The organism is Cyanobium sp. Alchichica 3B3-8F6, assembly GCF_024346435.1.
Classification (GTDB): Bacteria; Cyanobacteriota; Cyanobacteriia; order PCC-6307; family Cyanobiaceae; genus Cyanobium_A.
Genome location: NZ_JAGQCZ010000004.1, coordinates 125,496 through 146,641, shown reverse-complemented (window position 1 = coordinate 146,641; position 21,146 = coordinate 125,496). Strand labels below are relative to the sequence as shown.

General features: G+C 68.2%; 22 protein-coding genes and 1 pseudogene. 12 read left to right on the top strand and 11 right to left on the bottom strand.

Annotation, left to right across the window (positions count from 1 at the left end; genetic code table 11):
- Window positions 1-29 precede the first annotated feature (29 nt).
- Window positions 30-2,015 carry a lytic transglycosylase domain-containing protein gene (locus KBY65_RS05095; protein ID WP_255000735.1) on the top strand — a complete coding sequence of 662 codons (1,986 nt, stop codon included), beginning with the start codon at window positions 30-32 and terminating at the stop codon, window positions 2,013-2,015.
- Here the strand turns inward: KBY65_RS05095 and KBY65_RS05090 are convergent.
- Both KBY65_RS05090 and KBY65_RS05085 read right to left on the bottom strand, forming a co-directional pair.
- Window positions 2,012-2,485, bottom strand: a complete 474-nt coding sequence (locus KBY65_RS05090; RefSeq protein WP_255000734.1) for a hypothetical protein — start codon at window positions 2,483-2,485, stop codon at window positions 2,012-2,014. The genes KBY65_RS05095 and KBY65_RS05090 overlap by 4 nt on opposite strands.
- Entirely contained in the window at window positions 2,485-2,898 is a 414-nt protein-coding gene (locus KBY65_RS05085; RefSeq protein ID WP_094559159.1) for an NIL domain-containing protein, read from the bottom strand. The genes KBY65_RS05090 and KBY65_RS05085 overlap by 1 nt, the downstream gene beginning before the upstream one ends.
- Window positions 2,899-3,006: 108 nt before the next feature.
- On the opposite strand from KBY65_RS05085, the gene KBY65_RS05080 reads away from it, so the two are divergent.
- Complete coding sequence (locus KBY65_RS05080; protein WP_094559158.1) at window positions 3,007-3,615, top strand: thioredoxin domain-containing protein; 609 nt, start codon at window positions 3,007-3,009, stop codon at window positions 3,613-3,615.
- 20 nt (window positions 3,616-3,635) lie between these two features.
- Window positions 3,636-4,361, top strand: a complete 726-nt coding sequence (gene thyX / locus KBY65_RS05075; protein WP_255000732.1) for an FAD-dependent thymidylate synthase — start codon at window positions 3,636-3,638, stop codon at window positions 4,359-4,361.
- On the opposite strand, the gene dcd is transcribed toward thyX, so the two are convergent.
- Together dcd and KBY65_RS05065 are read right to left on the bottom strand one after the other, a co-directional pair.
- Window positions 4,358-4,951 (bottom strand): dCTP deaminase, encoded by a 594-nt coding sequence (gene dcd / locus KBY65_RS05070; protein WP_094559156.1) that lies wholly within the window; start codon window positions 4,949-4,951, stop codon window positions 4,358-4,360. The genes thyX and dcd overlap by 4 nt on opposite strands.
- Entirely contained in the window at window positions 4,951-5,571 is a 621-nt protein-coding gene (locus KBY65_RS05065; protein WP_255000730.1) for a cob(I)yrinic acid a,c-diamide adenosyltransferase, read from the bottom strand. The genes dcd and KBY65_RS05065 overlap by 1 nt, the downstream gene beginning before the upstream one ends.
- Window positions 5,572-5,831: 260 nt before the next feature.
- Between KBY65_RS05065 and ntcA the strand changes: the two genes are divergently transcribed.
- Genes ntcA through KBY65_RS05050 form a run of 3 tightly spaced genes read left to right on the top strand, consistent with a single transcriptional unit; the run spans window position 5,832 to window position 8,296 of the window.
- Window positions 5,832-6,572, top strand: a complete 741-nt coding sequence (gene ntcA / locus KBY65_RS05060; RefSeq protein WP_094559154.1) for a global nitrogen regulator NtcA — start codon at window positions 5,832-5,834, stop codon at window positions 6,570-6,572.
- A 48-nt stretch (window positions 6,573-6,620) separates the two neighbouring features.
- Window positions 6,621-7,838, top strand: coding sequence for a DUF3084 domain-containing protein (locus KBY65_RS05055; protein WP_255000729.1), 1,218 nt, complete (start codon window positions 6,621-6,623; stop codon window positions 7,836-7,838).
- The gene (locus KBY65_RS05050) at window positions 7,835-8,296 is read left to right on the top strand and encodes a resolvase (protein WP_255000728.1); all 462 of its coding nucleotides are present in this window, start codon (window positions 7,835-7,837) and stop codon (window positions 8,294-8,296) included. The genes KBY65_RS05055 and KBY65_RS05050 overlap by 4 nt, the downstream gene beginning before the upstream one ends.
- Here KBY65_RS05050 and KBY65_RS05045 read toward each other — a convergent pair.
- Genes KBY65_RS05045 through psbH form a run of 4 tightly spaced genes read right to left on the bottom strand, consistent with a single transcriptional unit; the run spans window position 8,274 to window position 9,704 of the window.
- On the bottom strand, window positions 8,274-8,531 hold the full coding sequence (locus tag KBY65_RS05045) for a DUF3146 family protein (protein ID WP_094559151.1): 258 nt from the start codon (window positions 8,529-8,531) through the stop codon (window positions 8,274-8,276). The genes KBY65_RS05050 and KBY65_RS05045 overlap by 23 nt on opposite strands.
- A 4-nt stretch (window positions 8,532-8,535) precedes the next feature.
- Complete coding sequence (pth, locus tag KBY65_RS05040) at window positions 8,536-9,171, bottom strand: aminoacyl-tRNA hydrolase (RefSeq protein WP_255000727.1); 636 nt, start codon at window positions 9,169-9,171, stop codon at window positions 8,536-8,538.
- Window positions 9,172-9,177: 6 nt separating this feature from the next.
- Complete coding sequence (locus KBY65_RS05035; protein ID WP_255000726.1) at window positions 9,178-9,468, bottom strand: TatA/E family twin arginine-targeting protein translocase; 291 nt, start codon at window positions 9,466-9,468, stop codon at window positions 9,178-9,180.
- 35 nt (window positions 9,469-9,503) lie between these two features.
- Window positions 9,504-9,704, bottom strand: coding sequence for a photosystem II reaction center phosphoprotein PsbH (gene psbH / locus KBY65_RS05030; RefSeq protein WP_094559148.1), 201 nt, complete (start codon window positions 9,702-9,704; stop codon window positions 9,504-9,506).
- A 131-nt stretch (window positions 9,705-9,835) separates the two neighbouring features.
- Between psbH and psbN the strand changes: the two genes are divergently transcribed.
- A complete protein-coding gene (psbN, locus tag KBY65_RS05025; RefSeq protein ID WP_094559147.1) occupies window positions 9,836-9,988 on the top strand; it encodes a photosystem II reaction center protein PsbN in 153 nt (50 codons plus the stop codon).
- Between the two features lie 3 nt (window positions 9,989-9,991).
- Here the strand turns inward: psbN and KBY65_RS05020 are convergent, their stop codons facing one another.
- Entirely contained in the window at window positions 9,992-12,919 is a 2,928-nt protein-coding gene (locus KBY65_RS05020) for an alpha-mannosidase (protein ID WP_255000724.1), read from the bottom strand.
- Window positions 12,920-13,033: 114 nt separating this feature from the next.
- Between KBY65_RS05020 and KBY65_RS05015 the strand changes: the two genes are divergently transcribed.
- Window positions 13,034-13,153 carry a photosystem II reaction center protein I gene (locus KBY65_RS05015; protein ID WP_006172424.1) on the top strand — a complete coding sequence of 40 codons (120 nt, stop codon included), beginning with the start codon at window positions 13,034-13,036 and terminating at the stop codon, window positions 13,151-13,153.
- Window positions 13,154-13,284: 131 nt separating this feature from the next.
- Complete coding sequence (locus KBY65_RS05010) at window positions 13,285-15,699, top strand: DUF3769 domain-containing protein (protein WP_254987992.1); 2,415 nt, start codon at window positions 13,285-13,287, stop codon at window positions 15,697-15,699.
- On the opposite strand, the gene KBY65_RS05005 is transcribed toward KBY65_RS05010, so the two are convergent.
- Both KBY65_RS05005 and leuC read right to left on the bottom strand, forming a co-directional pair.
- On the bottom strand, window positions 15,686-16,312 hold the full coding sequence (locus KBY65_RS05005) for a 3-isopropylmalate dehydratase small subunit (RefSeq protein WP_255000723.1): 627 nt from the start codon (window positions 16,310-16,312) through the stop codon (window positions 15,686-15,688). The two genes, KBY65_RS05010 and KBY65_RS05005, sit on opposite strands and share 14 nt — an antisense overlap.
- A gap of 70 nt (window positions 16,313-16,382) precedes the next feature.
- Complete coding sequence (gene leuC, locus KBY65_RS05000; protein WP_255000721.1) at window positions 16,383-17,792, bottom strand: 3-isopropylmalate dehydratase large subunit; 1,410 nt, start codon at window positions 17,790-17,792, stop codon at window positions 16,383-16,385.
- Between the two features lie 149 nt (window positions 17,793-17,941).
- Here leuC and KBY65_RS04995 point away from each other — a divergent pair, with 149 nt between their 5' ends.
- From KBY65_RS04995 to KBY65_RS04985, 3 genes and pseudogenes are all read left to right on the top strand, one after another.
- A complete protein-coding gene (locus KBY65_RS04995; RefSeq protein WP_255000720.1) occupies window positions 17,942-19,051 on the top strand; it encodes a glycosyltransferase family 4 protein in 1,110 nt (369 codons plus the stop codon).
- Window positions 19,041-19,556, top strand: a pseudogene (locus KBY65_RS04990) (glycogen debranching N-terminal domain-containing protein); the annotation flags it as partial. The gene KBY65_RS04995 and the pseudogene KBY65_RS04990, both read left to right, overlap by 11 nt.
- Window positions 19,557-20,070: 514 nt before the next feature.
- Window positions 20,071-21,144, top strand: a complete 1,074-nt coding sequence (locus KBY65_RS04985; protein WP_255000761.1) for an amylo-alpha-1,6-glucosidase — start codon at window positions 20,071-20,073, stop codon at window positions 21,142-21,144.
- Window positions 21,145-21,146: the final 2 nt, after the last annotated feature.

Sequence of the window (21,146 nt, the reverse complement as noted above, 5' to 3'; positions counted from 1 at the left end):
AGAATGCAAAATCCGTGCCGCTGTTGCCCTTGGCTCGCCTCCCCCTGCTGCTGGCCCTCACCTGCCTGGGTAGTGGCGCGGCGCTGGTGGGCGGTCGGGCCCTGCTGAACCAACTCCCGGCACCGGACCCCAACACCCCCACGGCCCATCTGGAGCGCCTGAGCCGGCTCTCCCCCGATCCAGCGCGGCGCCGGGAGGCCAACCTGCTGCTGCTGGGCCGCCAGGGGGAGGACCCGGCGCGCGCGCGCCAGCTGCTGCGCGGCCAGGGCTGGGGCCGCGATGGCCTCGCCGCCCTGGTGCTCAAGCGCGATGCCCTGGCCGCCGAAGCGCTGGCAGACCGCGAAGCCGCCCAGCAGCGCTGGCGGCAACTGCTGCGGCGCTTCCCCCAGACGCCGGCCGCTGCCGATGCGCTCTACGTCCTCGGCCGAGACCAGCCCAGGCTCCGCCAGGAGCTGCTCCAGCGCTTCGCCGCCCATCCAGCGGCCCTAGCGGCTGCGGTGGAGGCGGGCCCGGCCCCAGAGACGCGCCGCGACGGCGCCCTGCACCTGGCCCGCCACGGTGTGCGCTGGCCCGGCGCTGCAGCGCGGCTGCGCCAGGCCTGCCGGCAACCCACTGCCGCCCCCACACCCCAACAGCGCGACCAGCTGGCCGGTGGCCTGGCGCAACTGGGCGATGCGGAAGCCGCCCTGGCCTGCTTGAACGGCAGCCAGCCCGGCCTCGACACCCAGTTGGCACTGGCCAAGGCGTTGCTCAGCGGCGGCAGCGCCCAGCAGGCCCAGGGCCGGCTGCTGCAGCTGGCCCGCTCGGCGCCGGGCTCCCCCCAGGCCCGCGAGGCCGTGGCCCTGCTCAGCGAGCAACCCGGGCCAAGCAGCCTGCAGGCCCTCGCCGCGCTACCCGCCAGCCTGCAGAACACCGCCCCGGTGCAGGCCCGGCGCGCCCTGGACACCCCAGGCACCGAGGCCGTGCTGGCGGTGCTGAAGCGCTGGCCCGCCGATCCGGCCAGCTGGGAGCTGCAGTGGCAACGGGCCCGGCGGGCTCTGCTAGAGCGCCAGTGGGCCACGGCCGAGGCGCTGCTGAGCGCACCGATCGACCATGCGCTGCCGGTGGGACTGGCGGGCCGCCAGCGCTTCTGGCTGGGCTTCAGCCAATGGCAACAGGGGCAGCGGAGCGAGGCCAAGAGCACCTGGACCCGCCTACTCCAGCGCCATCCCGAGGGTTACTACGGCTGGCGCGCCGCGGTGCGGCTCGGCCAGGGGGATCTCAGCCTCGATCCACGCCGCAGCCCTGCCCTCCTGCTCCCCAATTGGCAGCCCCTGGCCAGCGGCGATCCCGCCCTCGATCGGCTCTGGCGCCTCGACCAACCCCTGGAGGCCTGGGAGCACTGGCGCACGGGCCGCGCCCTCCCCCCCCGCGCTCCGCGGGAGCTGCTGCTGGAAGGCCGGCTGCGCCGCGCCGTGGGCGACCACTGGATCGGCCTGGGGCAACTGGAGCAGGCCAGCCTGCGGCTTCCCGCAGGTCAGTCCTGCGGGCTGGCGCAGCAACTGGAGCGCAGTTTGCAGACCCCCAGCTTTGTGGCGGAGCTGGAGCGAGCCGCCACGGCCTCGGCCGTGCCAGCAACCCTGCTGGCCGCCGTGGCCAAGCAGGAATCCCGTTTCAGCCCTGGGGTGAGCTCCAGCGCCGGTGCCGTGGGGCTGTTGCAACTGATGCCGGACACCGCAGCCGAACTGGCCGGGGGTCCGCTTGGGCCCGAGGCCCTGCGCGATCCCAGCCGCAATGCCCAGCTCGGCGCCCGTTACCTGAAGCAACTGCTGGGGCAATGGCAGGGCAACCCCGTGCTGATGGCCGCCAGCTACAACGCTGGCCCCGGCGCCGTAGCCGGCTGGGTGAACCCCCAGCTGCAGCAGGACCCCGAGCTTTGGATCGAAGCGATCCCGTATCCCGAAACCCGGCTCTACGTCAAAAAGGTGCTCGGCAATCTGTGGAGCTTCCAGCAACGGCCCACGCCGGGCTGTTAACCGCTGCTGGCCAGCCAGCGGCCCACGCCGGCCCCCGCGATCACCAGCCCCCCCAGGGCCCCGGCCAGGATCAGGGGTGGAGGCGCCACCCGCACCCGGGCCAGATCCAGGCGGGCCAGCAGCACCGTCGAACCGAGGATCAGCACGTTGGTGAGCACCTTGAGGTGCAGCAGATACAGGCCCCCCACCGTGACGATCAGCAACGTGATCACCAGGCTCATCACCCGGCTGGACGCCATCACGTTGGAGATCCGCTGCAACAGCAGATCGGGCATCGTGCACACCACCACCACCAGCAGGGCGTGGAGGCAATCCAGCGACCAGAACAAACTGGACAACTGCCCCATTCCCGAGGCAGCGGCTCCCTCCAGCGGCTGGCTCCACTGCAGCCCCTCGTAGACGGCGATGGCCGCCAGAACCAGCAGCATTGGTGCCCGCACAGGCAACAGCAGCAGACGCACCAGGGCCATCACGGGGGAGCCAACACCAGGGCAATGGCATCCAGAGGACAACTCGGAATGCACTGTTCACAGACCAGGCAGCGTTGCGCATCGAAGTGCAGCTGCCAAGCGGGCTGACGCAGGCTGAGGGCGCCGCTGGGGCAAACGCTGGAGCACAGGCCGCAATCGACGCAACGGCCGCGGTCGATGGCGATCTGCCCCGGCGCCCGGTTGAGACCCAACCCCTGGCTCTCCAGCCAGGCCTCAGCGGCCGCCAGTTCGTCGATGTCGCCCGAGAGCTCCACCACCATGGTGCCGCTCTGGTTGGGGGCAATCTGAGCCCGCAGGATCTTGGCGGCAACGTCGAAATCCACGGCCAACCGATAGGTGATCGGCAGGTGCACCGCTTCGCGGGGAAAATGCAAGGTGAGGCGCCGTTTCACAGGGGAGGCCGGTGGACGAACAAGGCCGGTTCACCTCAAGCAAAACGCTAGCAAGCACTGGCAAAGTGCAGCCACGCTCCCTCAGTGCGCCCTGCGCAGCCTGCAGCCATGACCAGCCCCTCGCCAAACCCCGGCTTAGGCCCGAGCGAACGCCTGCTGCTGCTGGTGCTGGCCGTGCTGCTGGCGGCTGGCCTGGTGTGGTTTCGGGGTGGCCTGCACCCCGAAGCGCCCCTGGAGCGCCTAGCGCGCCAGTCGCTCGATCTGCCCGTGGCCCTGCGCAACGGCAAGCCGACGGTGGTGGAGTTTTACGCCGACTGGTGTGAGGCCTGCCGCAGCATGGCGCCGGCCATGGAGACGATCGAGGCCCAACACCGGGGGACGCTTGATGTGGTGCTGCTCAACGTCGACAACCCCCGCTGGCAGCCGGAGCTGGAGCGCTTCGACGTCAACGGCATTCCCCAGCTGGAACTGTTCAATGCCGCCGGAACGCCCGTGGGCCGCTCGATCGGGGCCCGCAGCACGGCAGAACTGCAGGCCCTCAGCAGCGCCCTGATTGCCGGCGAACCCCTACCCGCCCTGGCCGGCATGGGCGCCGTCAGCAGCCTCGATGCCACGCCCAACACCACCTCCAACACCAGCGTCGACGTCACAGAGGGCGAAGTCGCTGCAGGCGCGCCAAAGGCTGCCACGATGGCCGGACCCCGCAGCCACGCCTAATTTCCCCCCTGAAATCCGCCATGGATCCCCGTTTCCGCGTCGCCCTGATCGCCGCTACGCCCAACCCCCAGCAGTGCGTGTATGCCGGCATGCACCAGGACTACAGCGAGGGGTTTGTTGTCGCAGACACGGCCAACTGGCCGGACGAAACCAAGGCCGGCGAGATCTGTATCAAGCGGCTGCTGGCCGGAGAGCGGGGCCACTACGGCCCCCTGGAGCACGCCCAGATCGTGCTCAACGTGGGCTGGTTTCCCCACTCGGTGATGCAGCAGGCGCGCACGCACCGGGTGGGGGTGAGCTTCGACGTGCAATCGATGCGCTACACGGGCGATCGCATCTGCAAGGCGGCAAACGGCGAGCTGGAGCTGGAGGAGGTGTTTTACCTGCGTCCGGTTGGCAGCTACAGCGACCGGCAGGGCAAGAAGTACGCCTACACCGCTGAGCAGCGGGCCGTGGATCTGGATCTCTGCCGGGCGGCGGCGGCGCGCTACCGCGACCTGCTGGCAGCGGGCTTCGCTGAGGAGCACGCGCGCGGCATCCTGCCCTTCGACTACCGCCAGCACTTCGTGGTGAGCTTCACCCTGAGGGCCTTCCTGCACTTCCTCGACCTGCGGGCCAAGCTCGATGCGCAGCAGGAAATCCGCGAGCTCTGCGACCTGATGTGGCCTCACTTACAGGCCTGGACCCCGCAATTTGCCGAGTGGTATGAAAAGAGCCGGCTGCACAAGGCTCGCCTGGCGCCTTAAATGCGGGCGAGGGTGACGCGCTCGGGCTGGTGCTGATATTTGCCGGCCCGATCTTGATAGGTGGTTTCGCAGGGATCGCCCTCAAAGAAGAGCAACTGGCAGATGCCTTCGTTGGCATAGATCCGACAATCAGCCCCGGAGGAGTTGCTGAACTCAAGGGTGAGGTGCCCTTCCCAGCTGGCTTCTGCAGGAGTGGTGTTGACGATGATGCCGAGCCGCGCATAGGTGCTCTTGCCCAGGCAGATCACGGTGATATTGGGCGGCACCTTCATCTTCTCCAGCGCCACCCCCAGCCCGTAGGAATGGGCCGGCAGGATGAAATAGGCGCCATCCTCATCTTCATGCAGGGGCGCAGGCTCAAGGTTGGCCGGATTGAACCGCTTGGGGTTCATGATCGTGCCGGGCACGTGACGGAAAATCAGAAACTCCTTCGCCGACAGCCGCAGGTCGTAGCCATAGGACGAGCAGCCGTAGCTGAGCACCGGCGAACTGGCGGTGTCGGGATCCAGGTGACGCACCAGGCTCGACTGGAAAGGCTGCAGCATTCCGGCCGCGGCCTGCTCATTAATCCAGCGATCGTTCTTGAGCATTAGAGACCTCGACGCAGCTGGGTGACCTGGTCGGCCATCGCCATCAGCTCAGAAGCCATGGCCGGACCGGTCAGGATGACATCCAGATGGGCCGGCCGGCGATCGAGGGTGGCCACGACGTCGGCCTTGTCGATGTAGCCCAGCTCCACCGCCAGACCCAGCTCGTCGAGCACCATCAGATCCACAGCGCCACTGAGCAACTGCTCACGGCTGAAGGCCCACACCTGGCGCACGGCCTCCACCGACTCCTGATCCTGGTCGGCGGCCCGCTCCGAGAGGCAGGCGGGCACCCCGGGCCGCAACCACTGCAGACGGCCACAAAGCCAAAGGCTGCTCTCCAGCCCCTGATCCACGCCACCCTTGAGAAACTGGCTCACCAGCACCCGACTGCCCAGCCCGGCGGTGCGCAAGGCCTGGCTGAGCACCGCACCGAAACTGCCCCGGAACGGAGCCGTGTGGATCTGGAGCAGACCCTCCTGCTGGGCCACCAAACGCAGCACGGGAGCCGGAGAGACCGCCGCCAGGGGGCGATGGCCCGGGCGCTGGGGAGCGTGCTGGACCGCAGGAAAACCCGCTCCGGTTCCGGAGGTCAGACCTGGGACGGGCAAGCTGGCGGTCATGGACACCGTGTCAGGACAAGGGGCAGGACGAACGGGGACGCGACACCCCACCAGGGAAGTCGCGGCTGCGCCCCCCGAGGACCTGAATGTAGCGGGATCGGACCGTTCCACAAGCGAATGACACCATCCCTGGTGGAAACATCCGTACTGCTGCGCCCAAAACCAACCAGGGGCAACAGCAAGGCGACGGCAAATCGTGTGCGTTGCTACAGGGGCACCCCCGGGTGATCCTTAGGGTCCGGCCACTTGCCTAAGCCACGATGGTTGGCGCCACCCACGGATTCAGCCGTACCGCCGCCACCCCATCGACCGGGGCCCCAGGGGTGGTGGCCGGCATGGGCAGCGCTGGCCAGGCCAGTCCCACCCTGCTAGAGGTGATCCGCGGGCTGGCCGGCAGCAGCGTCGAAACGATCGAACGGGGCAAGACGATCTTTTTCCCCGGCGATCCAGCCGAACGGGTGTACCTGCTGCGCCGCGGCGCGGTGCGGCTCTCGCGTGTCTACGAATCCGGTGAAGAAATCACGGTGGCCCTGCTGCGGGAAAACAGCCTGTTTGGGGTGCTGTCCCTGCTCACGGGCCAGCGCTCAGATCGCTTTTATCACGCTGTGGCCTTCACCCGGGTCGAGATGGTGACCGCTCCAGCCACCTCGGTGCGGCGCGCCATCGAGCAGGACGCCAGCGTCGGGTTGCTGCTGCTGCAGGGCCTTTCCTCACGCATCCTGCAAACCGAAACGATGATCGAAACCCTCACCCACCGGGACATGAGCTCGCGGCTGGTGAGCTTTCTCTTGGTGCTCTGCCGCGACTTCGGCGTTCCCAGCAGCGAGGGCATCACCATCGATCTTCGCCTGTCCCACCAGGCCATCGCCGAAGCCATCGGCTCCACGCGCGTCACGATCACCCGCCTGCTGGGGGATCTACGCAACGACGGCCTGGTGCAGATCGACCGCAAGAAAATCACCGTCTTTGACCCGATTGCCCTGGCCAAACGCTTCAGCTGAGCGCTTCGGCTGAGGGGCAGGGATACTGGGGCCCGTTCGCAGACGCATGTGACCGGCTGGCTGCTGATCTTGGCGCTGCTAGCCCTGGGGGGAGTGCTCTCCACCCTGGGTGACCGGCTGGGCAGCCGGGTTGGCAAGGCGCGCCTCAGTCTGTTCAAGCTGAGGCCCCGACGCACCGCCGTGTTGATCACGGTGCTCACCGGCAGCCTGATCAGCGCGATCTCGCTGGGGCTGATGCTGCTGGTGAGTGAGCGCCTGCGCACGGGTCTGTTCGAGCTCGATCGGCTGGAGGATCGTCTGCAGAGCAGCCGCCGCCAGCTGGCCAGCAGTCAGGCCCAACTGGCCACCAGCCAGCAGGAGCTCAACCGGGCCGAACAGGGGAAACGGGATGCGCAACAGCGGTTCGAACAGGCCCAGGCGCGGGCCAATCAGCTGCGTCAGGAACTGGCTCCGCTGGTTGCCCAACGCAACAGCCTGGAGGTGGAACGCACACGGCTCAGCCGTGAGGTTCAAGACCGCGACGCTGACATCCGACGCACCGAAACCGAACTGGCCCAGGTGCGCCGCCGCATTGCCGCAGGCGCCCAAGAACTCAAGGATCTTGAGAGCAACCTGATTGCCCTGCGCCGCGGCGATGTGGTGATCACCAGCGGTCAGACCTTGGCCAGCGCCAAGGTGACCCTGGAGCAGCCCGAGCAGGCCAGCGCCGTGATCACGGCCCTGCTGCAACAAGCCAACCTCTCCGCATTCCGGCGGGTGTTGCCTGGCCAGCAGGTCGACCGCCAGATCCTGCTGGTGCCCAAGAGCGACATCGCCAAATTGGAGGGACTCCTGGCCAAACCCGGCAGCTGGGTGGTGAGCATCCTTTCGGCCGCCAACGTGTTGCGGGGTGAGCGCCAGGTGCTCGCCTTCCCCGACCTCCGCCCAAACCGGGCTGTCGTCAAGGCCGGCGAAGTGCTGGCCAGCACCACCATCGAAGGCGACCTCAGCAGCGTGGAAGCGATCAATCGCCGGCTCAACCTGCTGTTGGCGGCGGCCTATGCCAAGGCCCAACGCCAGGGCACCGCGGCGGAGGGCCTGCAGTTTGATGCGGCCCGTTTGAGCCAACTGGGCCGCGATCTGAGCGAAAGGCCAGCGGGCCAGGTGGCGCAACTAGAAGCCTTGGTCGTGCGCGATGCCGACACCCCCGACCCGATTGCGGTGGACGTGCGCTGGCTGCGACCTGGCGCGCCGGCCGGCGCTGGCCCAGGCCCCCGCCGGCCATGACGGCGGGCTTGATCGCGGGGCTCGATCCCGGCCGCAGCAAATGTGGCCTGGTGCTGGCGGATCTCGCGCAAGCCCTCGTTCTGGAGGCGGCGATCCTGCCCCCCGAGGCAAGCCGGGCCCAGCTCCAGGCCTGGCAACGCCAGGGGCTGACCCGGGTGGTGGTGGGCAACGGCACCAGCAGTAGCGCCTGGCGCGGCCCGCTGGCCGCACTGGCCCTGGAGCTGGAGCTGGTCGACGAGCACGGCAGCACTCTGGCCGCCCGCGATCGCTACTGGGAGCTGTATCCAGCCAACGGTTGGTGGCGACTGCTGCCGGCGGGTCTGCGGCTGCCCCGCCGCGACATCGACGATGTGGTGGCCCAGCTGTTGGTGGAGCGTCACAGCGGCTTACGGCTGCAGCGGCCCACTCAGGAGGTGCGCCGCTGCCTGCAGGGCCTCAAAAGCGAGCCCGCACCGTGAAGGCATAGTCGCCTCCTGGCTCCAGTTGGTAATCCACCTTGAGCAGATAGCGCAGCAGGGCGTCCTGGATCAGGGCCCGGCCCAACGACGGCTCCACGCTGAGCTCACCGCGATCGAAGGCCCAACGAAACCGCCACTGATAGCCACCGGCGCTCACCTCCCCCTCCAGCACCCGCTGGCTGAAGCTCTGGTGCAGCACCCGCAGCTGGGCCGTGGTGGAGGGAAGGCGCGCCATGGCGTCAGGTTGCCGCGCCTTCCGGCTGGAAACTGTTGACACGGTTACCGGCCCGCTCCAGCCCGAGGCGCTGGATCAAGCCGATGCCGGCCTCCACCTCGGCCAGCACCGCCTCAAGCAGGGGCTGCTCGGCCGCGCTGAATCGCCCCAGCACGTGGCCCACGGTGCGGGCGCGGCGTTCAGCCGGGTCGTGGGCCGGTGCACCGATGCCGATGCGCAAACGCGGGAAGTCCTGGGTGCCCAGATGGCTGATCGTGCTGCGCAGGCCGTTATGGCCGCCGGCACTGCCAGAGGCCCGCAAGCGCAACTTGCCGAGGGGCAGATCCATGTCATCCACCACCACCAGCAACTGGGAGGGCTCCAGACCAAACCAGTCGAGGGCGGCCCGGATCGAGCGCCCGCTGTCGTTCATGTAGGTCTGGGGCATCAACAGCCGCAGGCGCGTCGCCCCCTGGCCCACCTCCGCCAGCAGACCATGCAACTTGGGCTGCTGGCGAAACGCGGCGCCCCCGGCAGCAGCGAGGCGCTCCAGCGCCATAAACCCAACGTTGTGCCGGGTGGCAGCGTATTTGGAGCCAGGATTGCCCAGGCCCACCAGGAGCTGCAGTGGCGAAGCCGACTCCGGAGACCCTGAGCTCACGGCAGATCAGGCCGCCGGACGCGCATCCGACGAATCATCAGGCTGGGACGTTGAATCAAGGACCTGGGCCGTTGGCTCCGGCTCGACGCTGGTAGGCGGTAGATCAGCGGATGCCAGATCGGTGGTGGCGATGGCTGAGCGAAATTCCTTTTCGAACTCGGAGGAGGCCGACTGGAACCCTTTGAGGGTGCGCCCCAGAGTTTTCCCCAGCTCTGGTAGACGCTTCGGCCCAAACACCAGCAACCCGATGGCAGCAATCACCGCCAATTCGGGAAGGCCGATGCCGAAGACGTTCATGGGAGAAGGGGTGGGGCGGAGCGAACAGCGCCGGCTCAGCCGAGGCCGTTCCAGTTGACGGTGATGCCCTCGAGCAGGAGCGACTTGTTGTACAGCTGCAGGATGATCAGCAGGAACACCAGGAACAGCACCATGAAGATGCCCATCACGGGTGTGGTGCCCCAGCCGGGAACAACCTTGCCGTACTCCGAATTGAGTGGGCGCAGGATGTCTCCGAGGCGGGTGCGTTGGGCCATGACTTCTGCAGCCTCTCGGGCATGGATTCGCTCTCGTTACTGTAAGGGGCCTGCGTGCCTCAGCGCGCCGGGGCGAAGACAGTTGTGAAGCAACCCGTCACCTGCCCGTCGACCGGCCCGCCGATTTCCCTATGGACCCCACCGCCACCACAAGCTCTCCGGCCCTATCCGTGGCCCTCGCCGTTCTGGCAGTGCTGCTGGCCCTGACCGGCTTCGGGGTGTATCAGGCCTTCGGTCCGCCCTCCAAGGGACTCACCGACCCCTTCGACGACCACGACGACTGAGGCTCAATCCCTGGCTGGCCGAATCCGCCAGAACCCCAGGCTCCAGGGCATCAGCAACCAGGGATCCCCTCCAGACGCCTGGGTACGCAACAGCGGTTGATCCAGGCCGTCCAGGCGCTCGAGCAGGTGCCAGGCGCTGCCGAGCTCCAGACGGCGGCGGGCAGGGGAACAGTTCTGCACGGTGAGCACCACGGCTCCGCCCTCTCCTGACGGCCGGCAGCCCAGCAGCAGCAGCCCCTCGCCCAGGGGAGGAAAAGCCTGACGCCGCCCAGGCCGGCCCTGGGCCACCGCCGGACGCAGCCAGAAGGGCTCGCGGAAAGCCACGGCCTGCTGGGGCACCTGGGCGGGGCTCCAGCCGGAGGAGCAGGGCAGCAAGGCCAGGCGCAGGCGCTGAAAGCCGTTGTCGGCGCCGGGATCGGGCCAGGTGGGGGCCCGCAGCAGCGAGATCCCCAACTGCTCCGGGCAAGCCGACACACCCTGGGGCCCGTCGAGCAACACCGCCAAGCCCTCACCGCCAGCCGCCACCGAGGCCAGCCAACTGATCGCCGGCACCTCCCAGCGGGCCTGCTCCCGGGCCGTCACGGCCTGGGCGGGCCGCTCCAGCACACAGCCGGAGGTGTCGGCGGCCCAGCGCTGGGCAGGCTGGGCCAGGGGCACCTCCAGACGCAGCAGCTCATGGCGCTGGCGCCAATCGACGCTCAGCACCAGCTCCAGCCAGGGGGTATTGGCCAGCAACCGCCCCTCGAGCCGCACCGCACTGGCACCGCAGCGCCCCCGCCACAGAAAACTGGTGCAGAGCGGCCCCTGTTCCAGCCAGATCGGCTCACCCTGCCAAGCCCAGGCCAGCGGATGGTCGCGGTAGTTGGCGGCGATATCCCAGGCATCCCAGAACTCGCCCCGATCGGCGTAGCGCCGCCAGGCCAGGGGGCCCGCCAGCTGGGGCTGACCCGCGCCATCCCAGAGCTGCTCCAGGCCCCCCGGACCCAGCGCAAAGCTCACCAGACCATTGCCGCAACGCCAGCCCTCCACCCACACCGGCGCCTCTACCACAGCTGCGGGAATGGGGGCGGTGGGCCCGGCTGCGGTGCGCTCCAGGGGCAGGGCCTCCACCCCCGCCAGGGCGGGCAGCTGCAACCACTGGCCACCGGCCCAGGCGGCCTGGGCCGGCAGGCCGATGCCGCCATGGCTCCAGGCGCCCAGCGGCATCCGCAGGGTGCGGGCCCGGGCCGGCAGGGGCTGCAGCTGGGCGACCCACCAGTCCGCCCCTCCCCCCAGCCAGGTGTGCAGGGCGCGATCCCGCTGCCGGCAGGCACTGCGGCGGGCGGCGCGCCACTGGGGTTCAGCCTGCTCAAACACCTCCGGAATCGAAGTGCCGGGGAGGATGTCGTGGAACTGCTGAAACAGCAGCGGCCGCCAGTCGGCAGGCTCCGCTTCAGCCAGGGCCCCTTGCGCGCCGGCCAGAGCCTGAGCCAGATCCGCCTCCCGCAGCAGGCGCTCCAGGGTGCGGTTGTGGCGCTTCTGGTCTGGCCGCGAGGTGGCGCAGCCGCGGTGCAGCTCGAGATAGAGCTCATCGCGCCACACCGGCAGCCGGGGGGCCAGGGGCTCAAGCGCGGCCAGATAGGCGCGAAGGCTGCCGTGGTGCTGCGGCGCGGCCTCCGGTTGCTGCTGCCAGAGCTGCAGCTGCTCGAGCATTTCGGCCGTGGGGCCACCGCCGTGATCGCCGACCCCCGGCAACCAAAGCGCCTGATCCACGCCGCTCGCCCCCTGCCAGGCCAGCCGATAACGCTCCATCGCAACCGGATCCCCGTCGGTGCCGATCGGGGCGGTCATCAAGGCCAGCACCTCGGATCCGCAGCGGCTGCGCCAGCGAAACAGCCGGTGGGGGAACGGATTGGTGGCGTTCCAGAAGAGTTTGTGGGTGCAAAACCAGCGCACACCGGTGCTCTGGGCAACCGCAGGCAGGCCGGCGGCGAAACCGAAGCTGTCGGGCAACCAGGCCAGCGGATGCTCCAGCCCAGGGAACCTGGCGGCGCTGTCGTGCTGGCCCAGCTGGAACTGGCGCAGCAGCGAGGCGCCGCTGATCAGCACGCAGTCGGTCTCAACCCAGGGGCCATTGATCGGCTCGAAGCGGCCGGCGGCCACCGCCTGCTGCAGCCGGGCAAACAGGGCCGGCCTGTTCTGCTCCAGCCAGGCGTAGAGGGCCGGAGTGGAGTGGCCGAAGTGCAGGTGCTCGAAGCGCTCGATCAGATCGAGGGCTGAGGCGAACGTGCGCTCGGCGGCCTGCCAGGTGTCGGCCACCGGCCACAGCCAGGCCAGATCCAGATGGGCATGGCCGAGCACATGGAAGCCGCCCGCCAGCGGCTGCCCCGCCCGCATCTGGGCCAGCTCAGCCTTGGTCTCGGCCAGCAGGGCCGCAGGATCGGCCGGATCCAGAGGTTCGAGTTCCAGCCGGCTTTCGATCAGGGCGCCGTCGTCGTGCAGGGGGCTGCGCAGCCGCAGCTCGAGCTGCAGCACCTCTCCTTGCCACCAGCTCTCGGGCAACAGCCAGCGGCAGGCCGTGTCAAACAGGTCGCCGGCATGCACGGGCTGGCCGTTCACCCGCAACTCCACCTGGTCGGCCCACCAGCGCAGCACCAGTCGCGCCTGGGCCACCGGCGCCGGAGCCTGCAGCTGCCGCCAGTCCTGTGGGCAAGCCAGATCCAGGGTCAGCTGCCGCCACTGGCCGCCGCGAGGCCAGATCACCAGCCCCCGGGCCGCCCAATCGGGCCGATGCCGCGCCCCCCAGGGGTCATCCAGGGCAGGCCCCAGGGAGCCATCCGCCTGGTGGCAGCTCCAGAGTGGCTGCAGATCCCAACGGGAACGAGACGGAGGCGAACGTGACTGAAACGTTTCAATCCGCAGGGGCAGCCCTGGTGCAGGGGCCTCAGGCATCGTTGGATGGCAAGCCGAGTCCCATAGGATGATCCCGCTGCCGCGGGGTCGACCAGGCCCACCAAGGCGCCTGTCACTCCCTGTCACCCGCTCGCCGTTCCCCAAGGCCGAACCATGCTCGCCCTCAAGATCTCGGTTTATTCGGTCGTCTTCTTCTTTATCGGGATCTTCGTGTTCGGCTTCCTGGCCAGTGACCCCAGCCGCACCCCGAGCCGCAAGGACCTCGAAGACTGACCCTGCAACGGACGGACGATCAAATCCCTATGGGATGATCGCGGCCATCGGGTGATCGGCGCGGGAACAGTGGCAGACATGCGTTCCCGACATTCCCGTGCTGGCCAGCTTCACCAGCGGTTCTGGGCTCGATGATCCGGACTTTGCGTCTCAGCCCCAAGGCCGGATTCCGGCCTGGCCAATTTTGCTGGCAACGGGCGTCGGCAGTCCTTCCAGCCCTGCTGCTGCCGGCCCTGTTCAGTCCGGCCACCCTGGCGGCCGAAGAACTCCGAAACCCAGGCGAGCGCTCCATTCCCTCGGCGCCCACCACCCCAGCCACGCAGGCCTCCGGCGTCGTGGTGGTTCGGGCCGACCAGCAGGGCTACGACCAGCAGCTCGGCCGGTTCGTGGCCAGCGGAAACGTTGAAGCCCGGTTCAATGGCTGGCGCCTCCTTGCCGATCGGGTGGAGCTGGCGGAAAGCAGCCGCAGCGTCTACGCCTCTGGCCAGATTCGTCTCAGCAAAGGCGATCAATACCTGCAGGCGAGCCGTCTGCGCTACAGCGACTGGGAAGGCAGTGGCGAGATTGAGGATGTCTATGGCGTCATCGACCAGGACACCCTCGCCCGGGATGTCAACAGCCCTGAAGCAGCCCCTGGCGCCACAGCCCCAGGTCCGGCCTTCGCCTGCCCGCCGCTGAGTGCCAGCCCCAATGCCCGATCACTGGTGCGGCTTTTGCCGCCCGGTCGCATCAGCCAGCCCACCATTCCGGCTCCAGCCGGCTGCCCAGGCAGCGAGCTCTCCCAGCAGGTTTTGCCCCTGAATCGGGCGCTGGAATCGGTGGCTTTCGGCCCCCCCCAGGCGGGTGGGCCTCCCAACCCTGAGCCGATCTCATCCTCTACCGCCCTGCCTCCGACAGCTCTGAATCTGGATCGCCCCGCCGCGGTCGATTCCCGCCTGGCCAACGTGAGGTTCCAGCAGAGCTGGAGCACCAGCATCAAGGTCGACCTAGCGGCCGTGATCGACACCACCGATTCGCTCAACAGCAACGGCCAGGGCTACCGACCGACTTCCAACAAAGGCGGCACGGTCAGCCGCATCCGCTTCCAGGGCTCCCAGATCCGAATTCGGGGCAACCGCTGGACGGCCGAGGCGATGGCCTTCACCAATGATCCCTTCACCCCGGCCGGCTCCTGGAGCCTGGCGCGCAAGGTGGTGGCCGTGATGGATGAGCGGGGTGTCACCCGCATCAGCAGCCGCAGCACCCAGATCCTGCTCGACGGCAAAGTTTCCCTACCGGCCATCACCAACACCACCATTGGCGAAGAGGAAGCGCGATTTGCCATCGATACCGACAAAGACGATCGCGATGGCTTTTACATCGGCTACAACCTGGAGCCGATCAAACTGGGGCGGGGCGGCAGCCTGCAACTGCAACCGCAACTGATGGTGCAGCGGGCCCTGGAAGGCCGCACCAGCAGCTTCGTGCTGCCGGGCGAGAGCCTGGCCAGCCCCACCGTTGAACAGTCAGCCAAATTCGGCGACATGTTCGGCCTGCTCGCCGCCCTCAACCTGCCCATGGGCTGGGTCTCCCTTGATGCCGACGCCAGCCTATCCACGTTCAATCCTGACAATTTCCGCTCCGGCACCCGCAGCACCACGCGTCTGAGCGCTCCCCTGAGTCTTCCTGGCCACGACAGTGCCAGTGCTGCCCTGTTTGGCTCTTACCGCGAACGCATCTACAACGGCAGCCTGGGATTGCAGACCGTGGTGTATTCCTATGGAGCCAATCTTGCCGCTACAGCTGTCTTCAATCGCCCCAAACCAGCCGCAATTGGCAATGGCGATTCAGCCGAGCAGCCAATACCCAGTCAAACCAAGGGTCCATTTTTTACGCCTGTCGTCTTGAACTGGGCCGCCCAATCGGGCAACTACCAAGCGACACTCTTTGAGACCAACACCCTGGACACCCTCTGGCGCAGCTACGCCAATCTGGCGATCGGCACCACCCTGCAGCTTTGGCAGGGAAGCGCTCTTGACGCCAGCGACGACCCGAAACGGAGCCTCCGCTACGCACCCAGCCCGGTGGTTCCAGGCCTAAGCGTCGACTTCGGGGCCAGTGGCTACCTGGCCAGTTACAGCAACGGCTCCAACCAGAGCACCCTCACCCTCCGGGGCGGCCCCAGCTTCACCCTCGGCCAGTTTGACAAGCCCTTCCTGGATTACACCCGCTTCTCCGCCTCCATCGCGGGCACCTTCCTGGGCGGAGCCAGTCCCTTCGGCTTCGACCGGGCGGTGGACCTGCGCACCCTCAGTTTCCAAGCCGCCCAACAAATCTACGGGCCTTTCGTGGTCGAGGCCGGCGCCACCTTCAACATCGACAACGGCTCAGAGTTCTACGGCGATGTTTCCTATTCCTACGTGGAAGTGAAGCTGCAGCGCCGCTCCTACGAGCTCGGGGTCTACTACAGCCCCTACGACGGCATCGGCGGCATCCGCGTCAAGCTCAACGACTTCAATTTCACGGGCACCGGCACCCCCTTCGTGCCCCGGCCTAGAAACCGTTGAGATAGGGCAGGGCCGCGGCGGTGCGCTCCAGGTGGGCGCCATGGGCCAACAGCTGGGAGGTGGCATCCCACTGCCCGGTGAGCAACATCTGCCGAGGACCAGCCTGAAGCTCGAGCTCCCAAAGGCGCCCATCGGGGGCCTCCAGGGCAGAGGGATCCAGCGACAGCCGCAACTCCTGATCGGGCACAGCGGCCAGCGCCGTCTGCAGGTTCAGCACCACGTCGTGGGCGGCGGTGAAGCAGGGAATGCCCAGGGCCAGACAGTTGCCATAGAAGATCTCGGCAAAGCTCTCGCCCACCACGGCACGAATGCCCCAGCGCATCAAAGCCTGGGGGGCATGCTCGCGGCTGGAGCCGCAGCCGAAGTTGCGGTTCACCACCAGCAACGAAGCCCCCTGCACCTCTGGACGATCAAAGGGATGGGGGCCGGTCGGGGCCGCGGCCAGTTCGACCCGATCGTCGGCGAACACCTGCTCACCCAGGCCATCAAAGGTGACGCACTTGAGGAAACGGGCCGGGATGATCCGGTCGGTGTCGATGTCATCGCCAGCAACGACCACGGCACGGCCGTGGAGCCCGGTGATGGGGCCCATGGGGAACGAGGGGCTGCTCATGGCTGCGGACACGGCGTGATCAGGGGGCAAGGAATCAGGGGGAAGCGGAGCGGAACGCGCGGGGATCGGCTCAGGCCGGCAGCAGCTCACGCACGTCGCGCACTTGGCCGGCGATGGCCGCAGCGGCCACCATCGCCGGACTCATCAGCAGGGTGCGGCCCGTCGCCGAACCCTGACGGCCTTTGAAGTTGCGGTTGCTGGAGCTGGCGCTGATCTGACGGCCTTCAAGCCGGTCGGGGTTCATGGCTAGACACATCGAACAGCCGGGCTCGCGCCACTCGAAGCCGGCGGCGATGAACACCTGGTCGAGGCCCTCCGCTTCCGCCGCGGCCGCCACCTGTTCACTGCCCGGCACCACAAAAGCCTTGATGCCCGGAGCCACATGCCGGCCCTTGGCCACCGCCGCCGCCGCCTGCAGGTCGGAGAGGCGGCCATTGGTGCAGCTGCCGATGAAGCACACATCCACCGGCGTGCCGGCGATCGGCGCCCCGGGCTGCAGGTCCATGTAGCGGTAGGCCTCCTCAGCCAGGGGGCGCTCATCGGGGGCGATGTGCTCCAGGGTGGGCACGGCTTCATCCACGCCGATGCCCTGGCCCGGGGTGATGCCCCAGGTCACCGTGGGGGCGATGGAGGCCGCATCGAAACGCACCTCATCGTCAAACACAGCCTCAGGGCCGCTGGCCAAGCTGCTCCACCAGGCCATGGCCCGCTCCCAGGCCTCGCCGCTGGGGGCATAGGGGCGGCCCTGGAGATAGGCGAAGGTGACTGCATCGGGGTTGACATAGCCGCAGCGGGCGCCGCCCTCGATCGCCATGTTGCAGAGGGTCATGCGCTCCTCCATCGACAGGGCGTCGATGGCCGGGCCCGCGAATTCATAAGCGAAGCCCACGCCGCCCTTCACGCCCAGGGTGCGGATCACGTGCAGCACCAAATCCTTGGCATAAACGCCTGGCTGCAGCTGGCCATCCACCCAAATGCGCCGCACCTTGAGCTTGCCCATCGACAGGCTCTGGCTGGCCAACACATCGCGCACCTGGCTGGTGCCGATGCCGAAGGCGATCGCGCCGAAGGCGCCGTGGGTGGAGGTGTGGGAATCGCCGCAGGCGACAGTCATGCCCGGCTGGGTGAGGCCCAGCTCGGGGGCGATCACGTGCACGATCCCCTGGCGGCCGCTGCCCAGGCCGTGCAGGGTGATGCCGTGCTCAGCGCAGTTGGCCTCCAGGGTGCCGAGCATCTCCTCAGCCAGGGGATCAGCGAAGGGCCGCGCCTGGGACGTGGTGGGCACGATGTGATCCACCGTGGCCACGGTGCGCTCGGGATGGCGCACGCCGAGGCCCAGATCCTTCAGGGCGGCAAACGCCTGGGGGCTGGTCACCTCATGGATCAGGTGCAGACCGATGAACAGCTGGGTGGAGCCGCCGGGCAGCTCAGCCACCTGATGCAGATCCCAGACCTTGTCGTAGAGGGTGCCGGCGCTCACGGATGACCCGTTCGACTGACGAACCAGCCTAGAGCTGCACCCCGGGCCCCATTCGCCTCAGATCCGGCTGCCGCGCGCCCCAAAACCCTCTCTATGACTGAGATGTCACGGACGACACGAGCCGCGGTCCCTCTCCGTCCGCGCAAGCGATGCGAATTGCCCAGATTTCCCCGCTCTGCGAGAGCATCCCGCCCCGGCGCTACGGCGGCACCGAACGGGTGGTGCATTACCTCACCGAAGAGCTGGTGCGGCGTGGCCACGCCGTGGTGCTGTTCGCCAGCGGCGATTCCCGCACCAGCGCCGAGCTGTTCCCCTGCGTGCCCGAGGCCCTGCGCCTGGCGGGTTACAGCGGCGACCCCACCGTGCCGGAACTGATCCAGTTGGACCAGTTGATGGATCAGCTCGATCGCTTCGACGTGCTGCACTTCCACACCGGAGCAAGCCACTACCCCCTGGTGCGGCAGCTGCCGGTGCCCCACCTCAACACCCTGCATGGCCCCCTGACCGCCCCCGACCGCGCCCAGCTGTACCGGCGGTTCCACCAGCTGCCTCTGGTGTCGATTTCGGAAGCGCAGCGCCAACCCCTGCCCGAGGCCCACTGGCTGGCCACCGTGTACCACGGCCTGCCCCTGGATCTCTATCAACCGGTGCGTGAGCCCGACGACTTCCTGGCCTTTGTGGGACGCATCTCGCCAGAAAAACGCCTCGACCGGGCCATCGCCGTCGCCGGCCAGCTGGGCCTGCCGCTGAAGGTGGCCGCCAAGATCGATAGCTGTGATGCGCCCTACTACCGCGACCACATCGCGGGCCTGATCGAAGGCAATCCCCTGGTGGAGTTCATCGGCGAGGTTGACGACGCCGGCAAGCAGGAGTTGCTGGGCAATGCCCTCGCCCTGCTGTTCCCGATCGATTGGGCGGAGCCCTTCGGGCTGGTGATGATCGAAGCCAACGCCTGTGGCACCCCCGTGATTGCCTGGCGCAACGGCTCCACACCGGAGGTGATCCGACCCGGCCTCAACGGCGTGCTGGTCGACTCAATCGCCGAGGCCGTGGCTGCCGTGCGCCAACTCGACCAGCTCGATCGCCGTGCGGTGCGACGCGACTTCGAGCAGCGCTTCAGCGTGACCCGCCAGGCCGAGCAGTACGAACAGCTCTACCGCCGCCTGATCGACGTCCACGACGACCCGCCAGCCCAGGACGGCCACCGTTCCCTGCACAGCCCCTGCCCACCCCGCGACCCCCTGCTTCATGCCGCATGACGTGCTCCCCCCGTTCGTGCTGAAGAACGGGGAAACCTTCGCGATGCTCGATGCCCGGGGCGAGATCCACCCCGACACCCATGCGGACTCAGGGGTCTTTCACAGGGGCACGCGCCACGTCAGCCGACTGGAATGGCGGCTGTGGGGCCGCGCTGGAGCGGTGCTGAGCTCCACCGAACGGGGGGAACTGGGGCTGCAGGTGAGCCATCTCAGCAACGACGACGAAACCGTGCATCTGGAGCGAAGCACGGTGCTCACGCCGACGGCCTGTCTGCAGCAACTCACCTTCACCAGCTTTGCCCAAACGTCGTTGCAGGTGCCGATCACGCTGCACTTCGACGCCGACTTTCGCGACATCTTCGAAGTGAGGGGCTACCAGCGACCGGAGCGTGGCCGCACCGTGCGCACCTGCACCCCCGAGGGACTCGAAGCGGTGTACCGCGGGCTCGACAACAGCGATCGCTGCACCCTGGTGCGGCTGAGCGGCCCTGTGCAGGAGGTGGACGAAGCCTGCCTGCAGCTGAGCCTGCAACTGGAGCCCCGCCGCCCGCGGCGGCTCTGCCTGGTGCTCGACTTCCATCCCGATGGCAACCGCCAGCCACCTACACCGGAGGCGGCGTTTGATGCGGCCCTGGAAGCCGCGGTGGATCGCTTCCGCGAGGCCAGCCGGCTGGCCGCCAGCGTCACCAGCGACAACCCTGCCTTCAACTGCTGGATCGCCCGCTCCACCTCGGATGTGCACCTGCTCTCCAGCCAGCTGGACCATGGCCTGTACCCCTACGCCGGGGTGCCCTGGTTCAGTTGTCCGTTCGGGCGCGATGGCCTGATCACGGCCCGGCAACTGCTGCTGTTCGAACCCCGGCTGGCCCGTGGCGTGCTGGGGTTTCTGGCGGAGCACCAGGCCCGCCATGCCGACCCCGCCAGCGATGCGGAACCCGGCAAGGTGCTGCATGAGGCGCGGCTGGGGGAAATGGCCGCCCTGGGCGAGGTGCCCTTTGCCCACTACTTCGGCAGCGTCGATGCCACGCCGTTTTTTTCTGATCCTGGCGGGCGACTACCTGATGCGCAGTGGCGATCAGGCCTTCATCCGCGAGCTGCGCGGCGCCCTGGACGGGGCGATGGCCTGGATCCGCGCTGCCGAGAGCAGCGCTACCGATGGCTTCCTGCGCTACCAGAGAACAGCACAGGGGGGTCTGCGCAACCAGGGCTGGAAGGATTCCGACGATGCCATTCACCACGCCGATGGTCGTCTGGCGGAGGGGTCGATCGCCCTCTGCGAGGTGCAGGCCTACAGCTATGGGGCCCGCCGAGCCATGGCCCACATCCAGCGGCTGTTCGGCCACGATGCCGAAGCGGAGCGGTTGCTGCAGGAGGCCCGCCAGCTGCAGCGCCACTTCCACGGCGCCTTCTGGTGCGAGCGGATCGGCTCCTATGCCCTGGCCCTCGACGGCCAGGGCGAGGCCTGCGAGGTGCGTGCCTCCAATGCCGGCCACTGCCTCTGGACCGGCCTGGCCAGCAAGACCGCTGCCAGCGCGATCGCCCGACAGCTGATGGCCCCCAGCAGCTTCAACGGCTGGAGGATTCGCACCCTGGACGAGGGTGAAGCCCGCTACAACCCGATGAGCTACCACAACGGCTCGGTGTGGCCCCACGACAACGCGCTGATCGCGCTGGGGCTGGCCCGCTATGGCCACACCCCGGAGGCCATGCGGGTGCTGATGGGCCTGTTCGACACCGCCCAGGCCATGCCGCTGCAGCGCCTGCCGGAACTGTTCTGCGGCTTCCCGCGCCAGTCCGACGAGGGGCCGACCCACTACCCGGTGGCCTGCAGCCCCCAGGCCTGGGCCAGTGGCAGCTTGTTTGGGCTGCTCGAGGCCATCACCGGCATGGGGATCGGCCACAACCCCGACAGCGGTCGCGCGGAGGTGTTGTTCCGCAATCCGGTGCTACCGGAGCGGATCAACCTGCTGGAGATCCACGGGCTGCGGCTGGGCGAGGAGGAGATCGACCTGCAGCTGCACCGGGGCGAGCTGGACACGGGCGTGCTGGTGAAGCGCCGCACGAGCGGCGTGGATGTTGTGGTTCACAAGTGAAT

What these genes read in the sequence shown, in the direction of transcription:
- KBY65_RS05010 (WP_254987992.1), top strand. Translation starts at nt 13,285, where the DNA reads ATGATCCGGACTTTGCGTCTCAGCCCCAAGGCCGGATTCCGGCCTGGC.
- KBY65_RS05065 (WP_255000730.1), bottom strand. Translation starts at nt 5,571, where the DNA reads ATGACCGCCAGCTTGCCCGTCCCAGGTCTGACCTCCGGAACCGGAGCG.
- KBY65_RS05050 (WP_255000728.1), top strand. Translation starts at nt 7,835, where the DNA reads ATGACGGCGGGCTTGATCGCGGGGCTCGATCCCGGCCGCAGCAAATGT.
- psbH (WP_094559148.1), bottom strand. Translation starts at nt 9,704, where the DNA reads ATGGCCCAACGCACCCGCCTCGGAGACATCCTGCGCCCACTCAATTCG.
- KBY65_RS05035 (WP_255000726.1), bottom strand. Translation starts at nt 9,468, where the DNA reads ATGAACGTCTTCGGCATCGGCCTTCCCGAATTGGCGGTGATTGCTGCC.
- KBY65_RS04985 (WP_255000761.1), top strand. Translation starts at nt 20,071, where the DNA reads ATGCCACGCCGTTTTTTTCTGATCCTGGCGGGCGACTACCTGATGCGC.
- KBY65_RS05080 (WP_094559158.1), top strand. Translation starts at nt 3,007, where the DNA reads ATGACCAGCCCCTCGCCAAACCCCGGCTTAGGCCCGAGCGAACGCCTG.
- KBY65_RS05020 (WP_255000724.1), bottom strand. Translation starts at nt 12,919, where the DNA reads ATGCCTGAGGCCCCTGCACCAGGGCTGCCCCTGCGGATTGAAACGTTT.
- KBY65_RS05090 (WP_255000734.1), bottom strand. Translation starts at nt 2,485, where the DNA reads ATGGCCCTGGTGCGTCTGCTGCTGTTGCCTGTGCGGGCACCAATGCTG.
- KBY65_RS05005 (WP_255000723.1), bottom strand. Translation starts at nt 16,312, where the DNA reads ATGAGCAGCCCCTCGTTCCCCATGGGCCCCATCACCGGGCTCCACGGC.
- thyX (WP_255000732.1), top strand. Translation starts at nt 3,636, where the DNA reads ATGGATCCCCGTTTCCGCGTCGCCCTGATCGCCGCTACGCCCAACCCC.
- KBY65_RS05045 (WP_094559151.1), bottom strand. Translation starts at nt 8,531, where the DNA reads ATGGCGCGCCTTCCCTCCACCACGGCCCAGCTGCGGGTGCTGCACCAG.
- ntcA (WP_094559154.1), top strand. Translation starts at nt 5,832, where the DNA reads ATGGTTGGCGCCACCCACGGATTCAGCCGTACCGCCGCCACCCCATCG.
- psbN (WP_094559147.1), top strand. Translation starts at nt 9,836, where the DNA reads ATGGACCCCACCGCCACCACAAGCTCTCCGGCCCTATCCGTGGCCCTC.
- dcd (WP_094559156.1), bottom strand. Translation starts at nt 4,951, where the DNA reads ATGCTCAAGAACGATCGCTGGATTAATGAGCAGGCCGCGGCCGGAATG.
- KBY65_RS05015 (WP_006172424.1), top strand. Translation starts at nt 13,034, where the DNA reads ATGCTCGCCCTCAAGATCTCGGTTTATTCGGTCGTCTTCTTCTTTATC.
- KBY65_RS04995 (WP_255000720.1), top strand. Translation starts at nt 17,942, where the DNA reads ATGCGAATTGCCCAGATTTCCCCGCTCTGCGAGAGCATCCCGCCCCGG.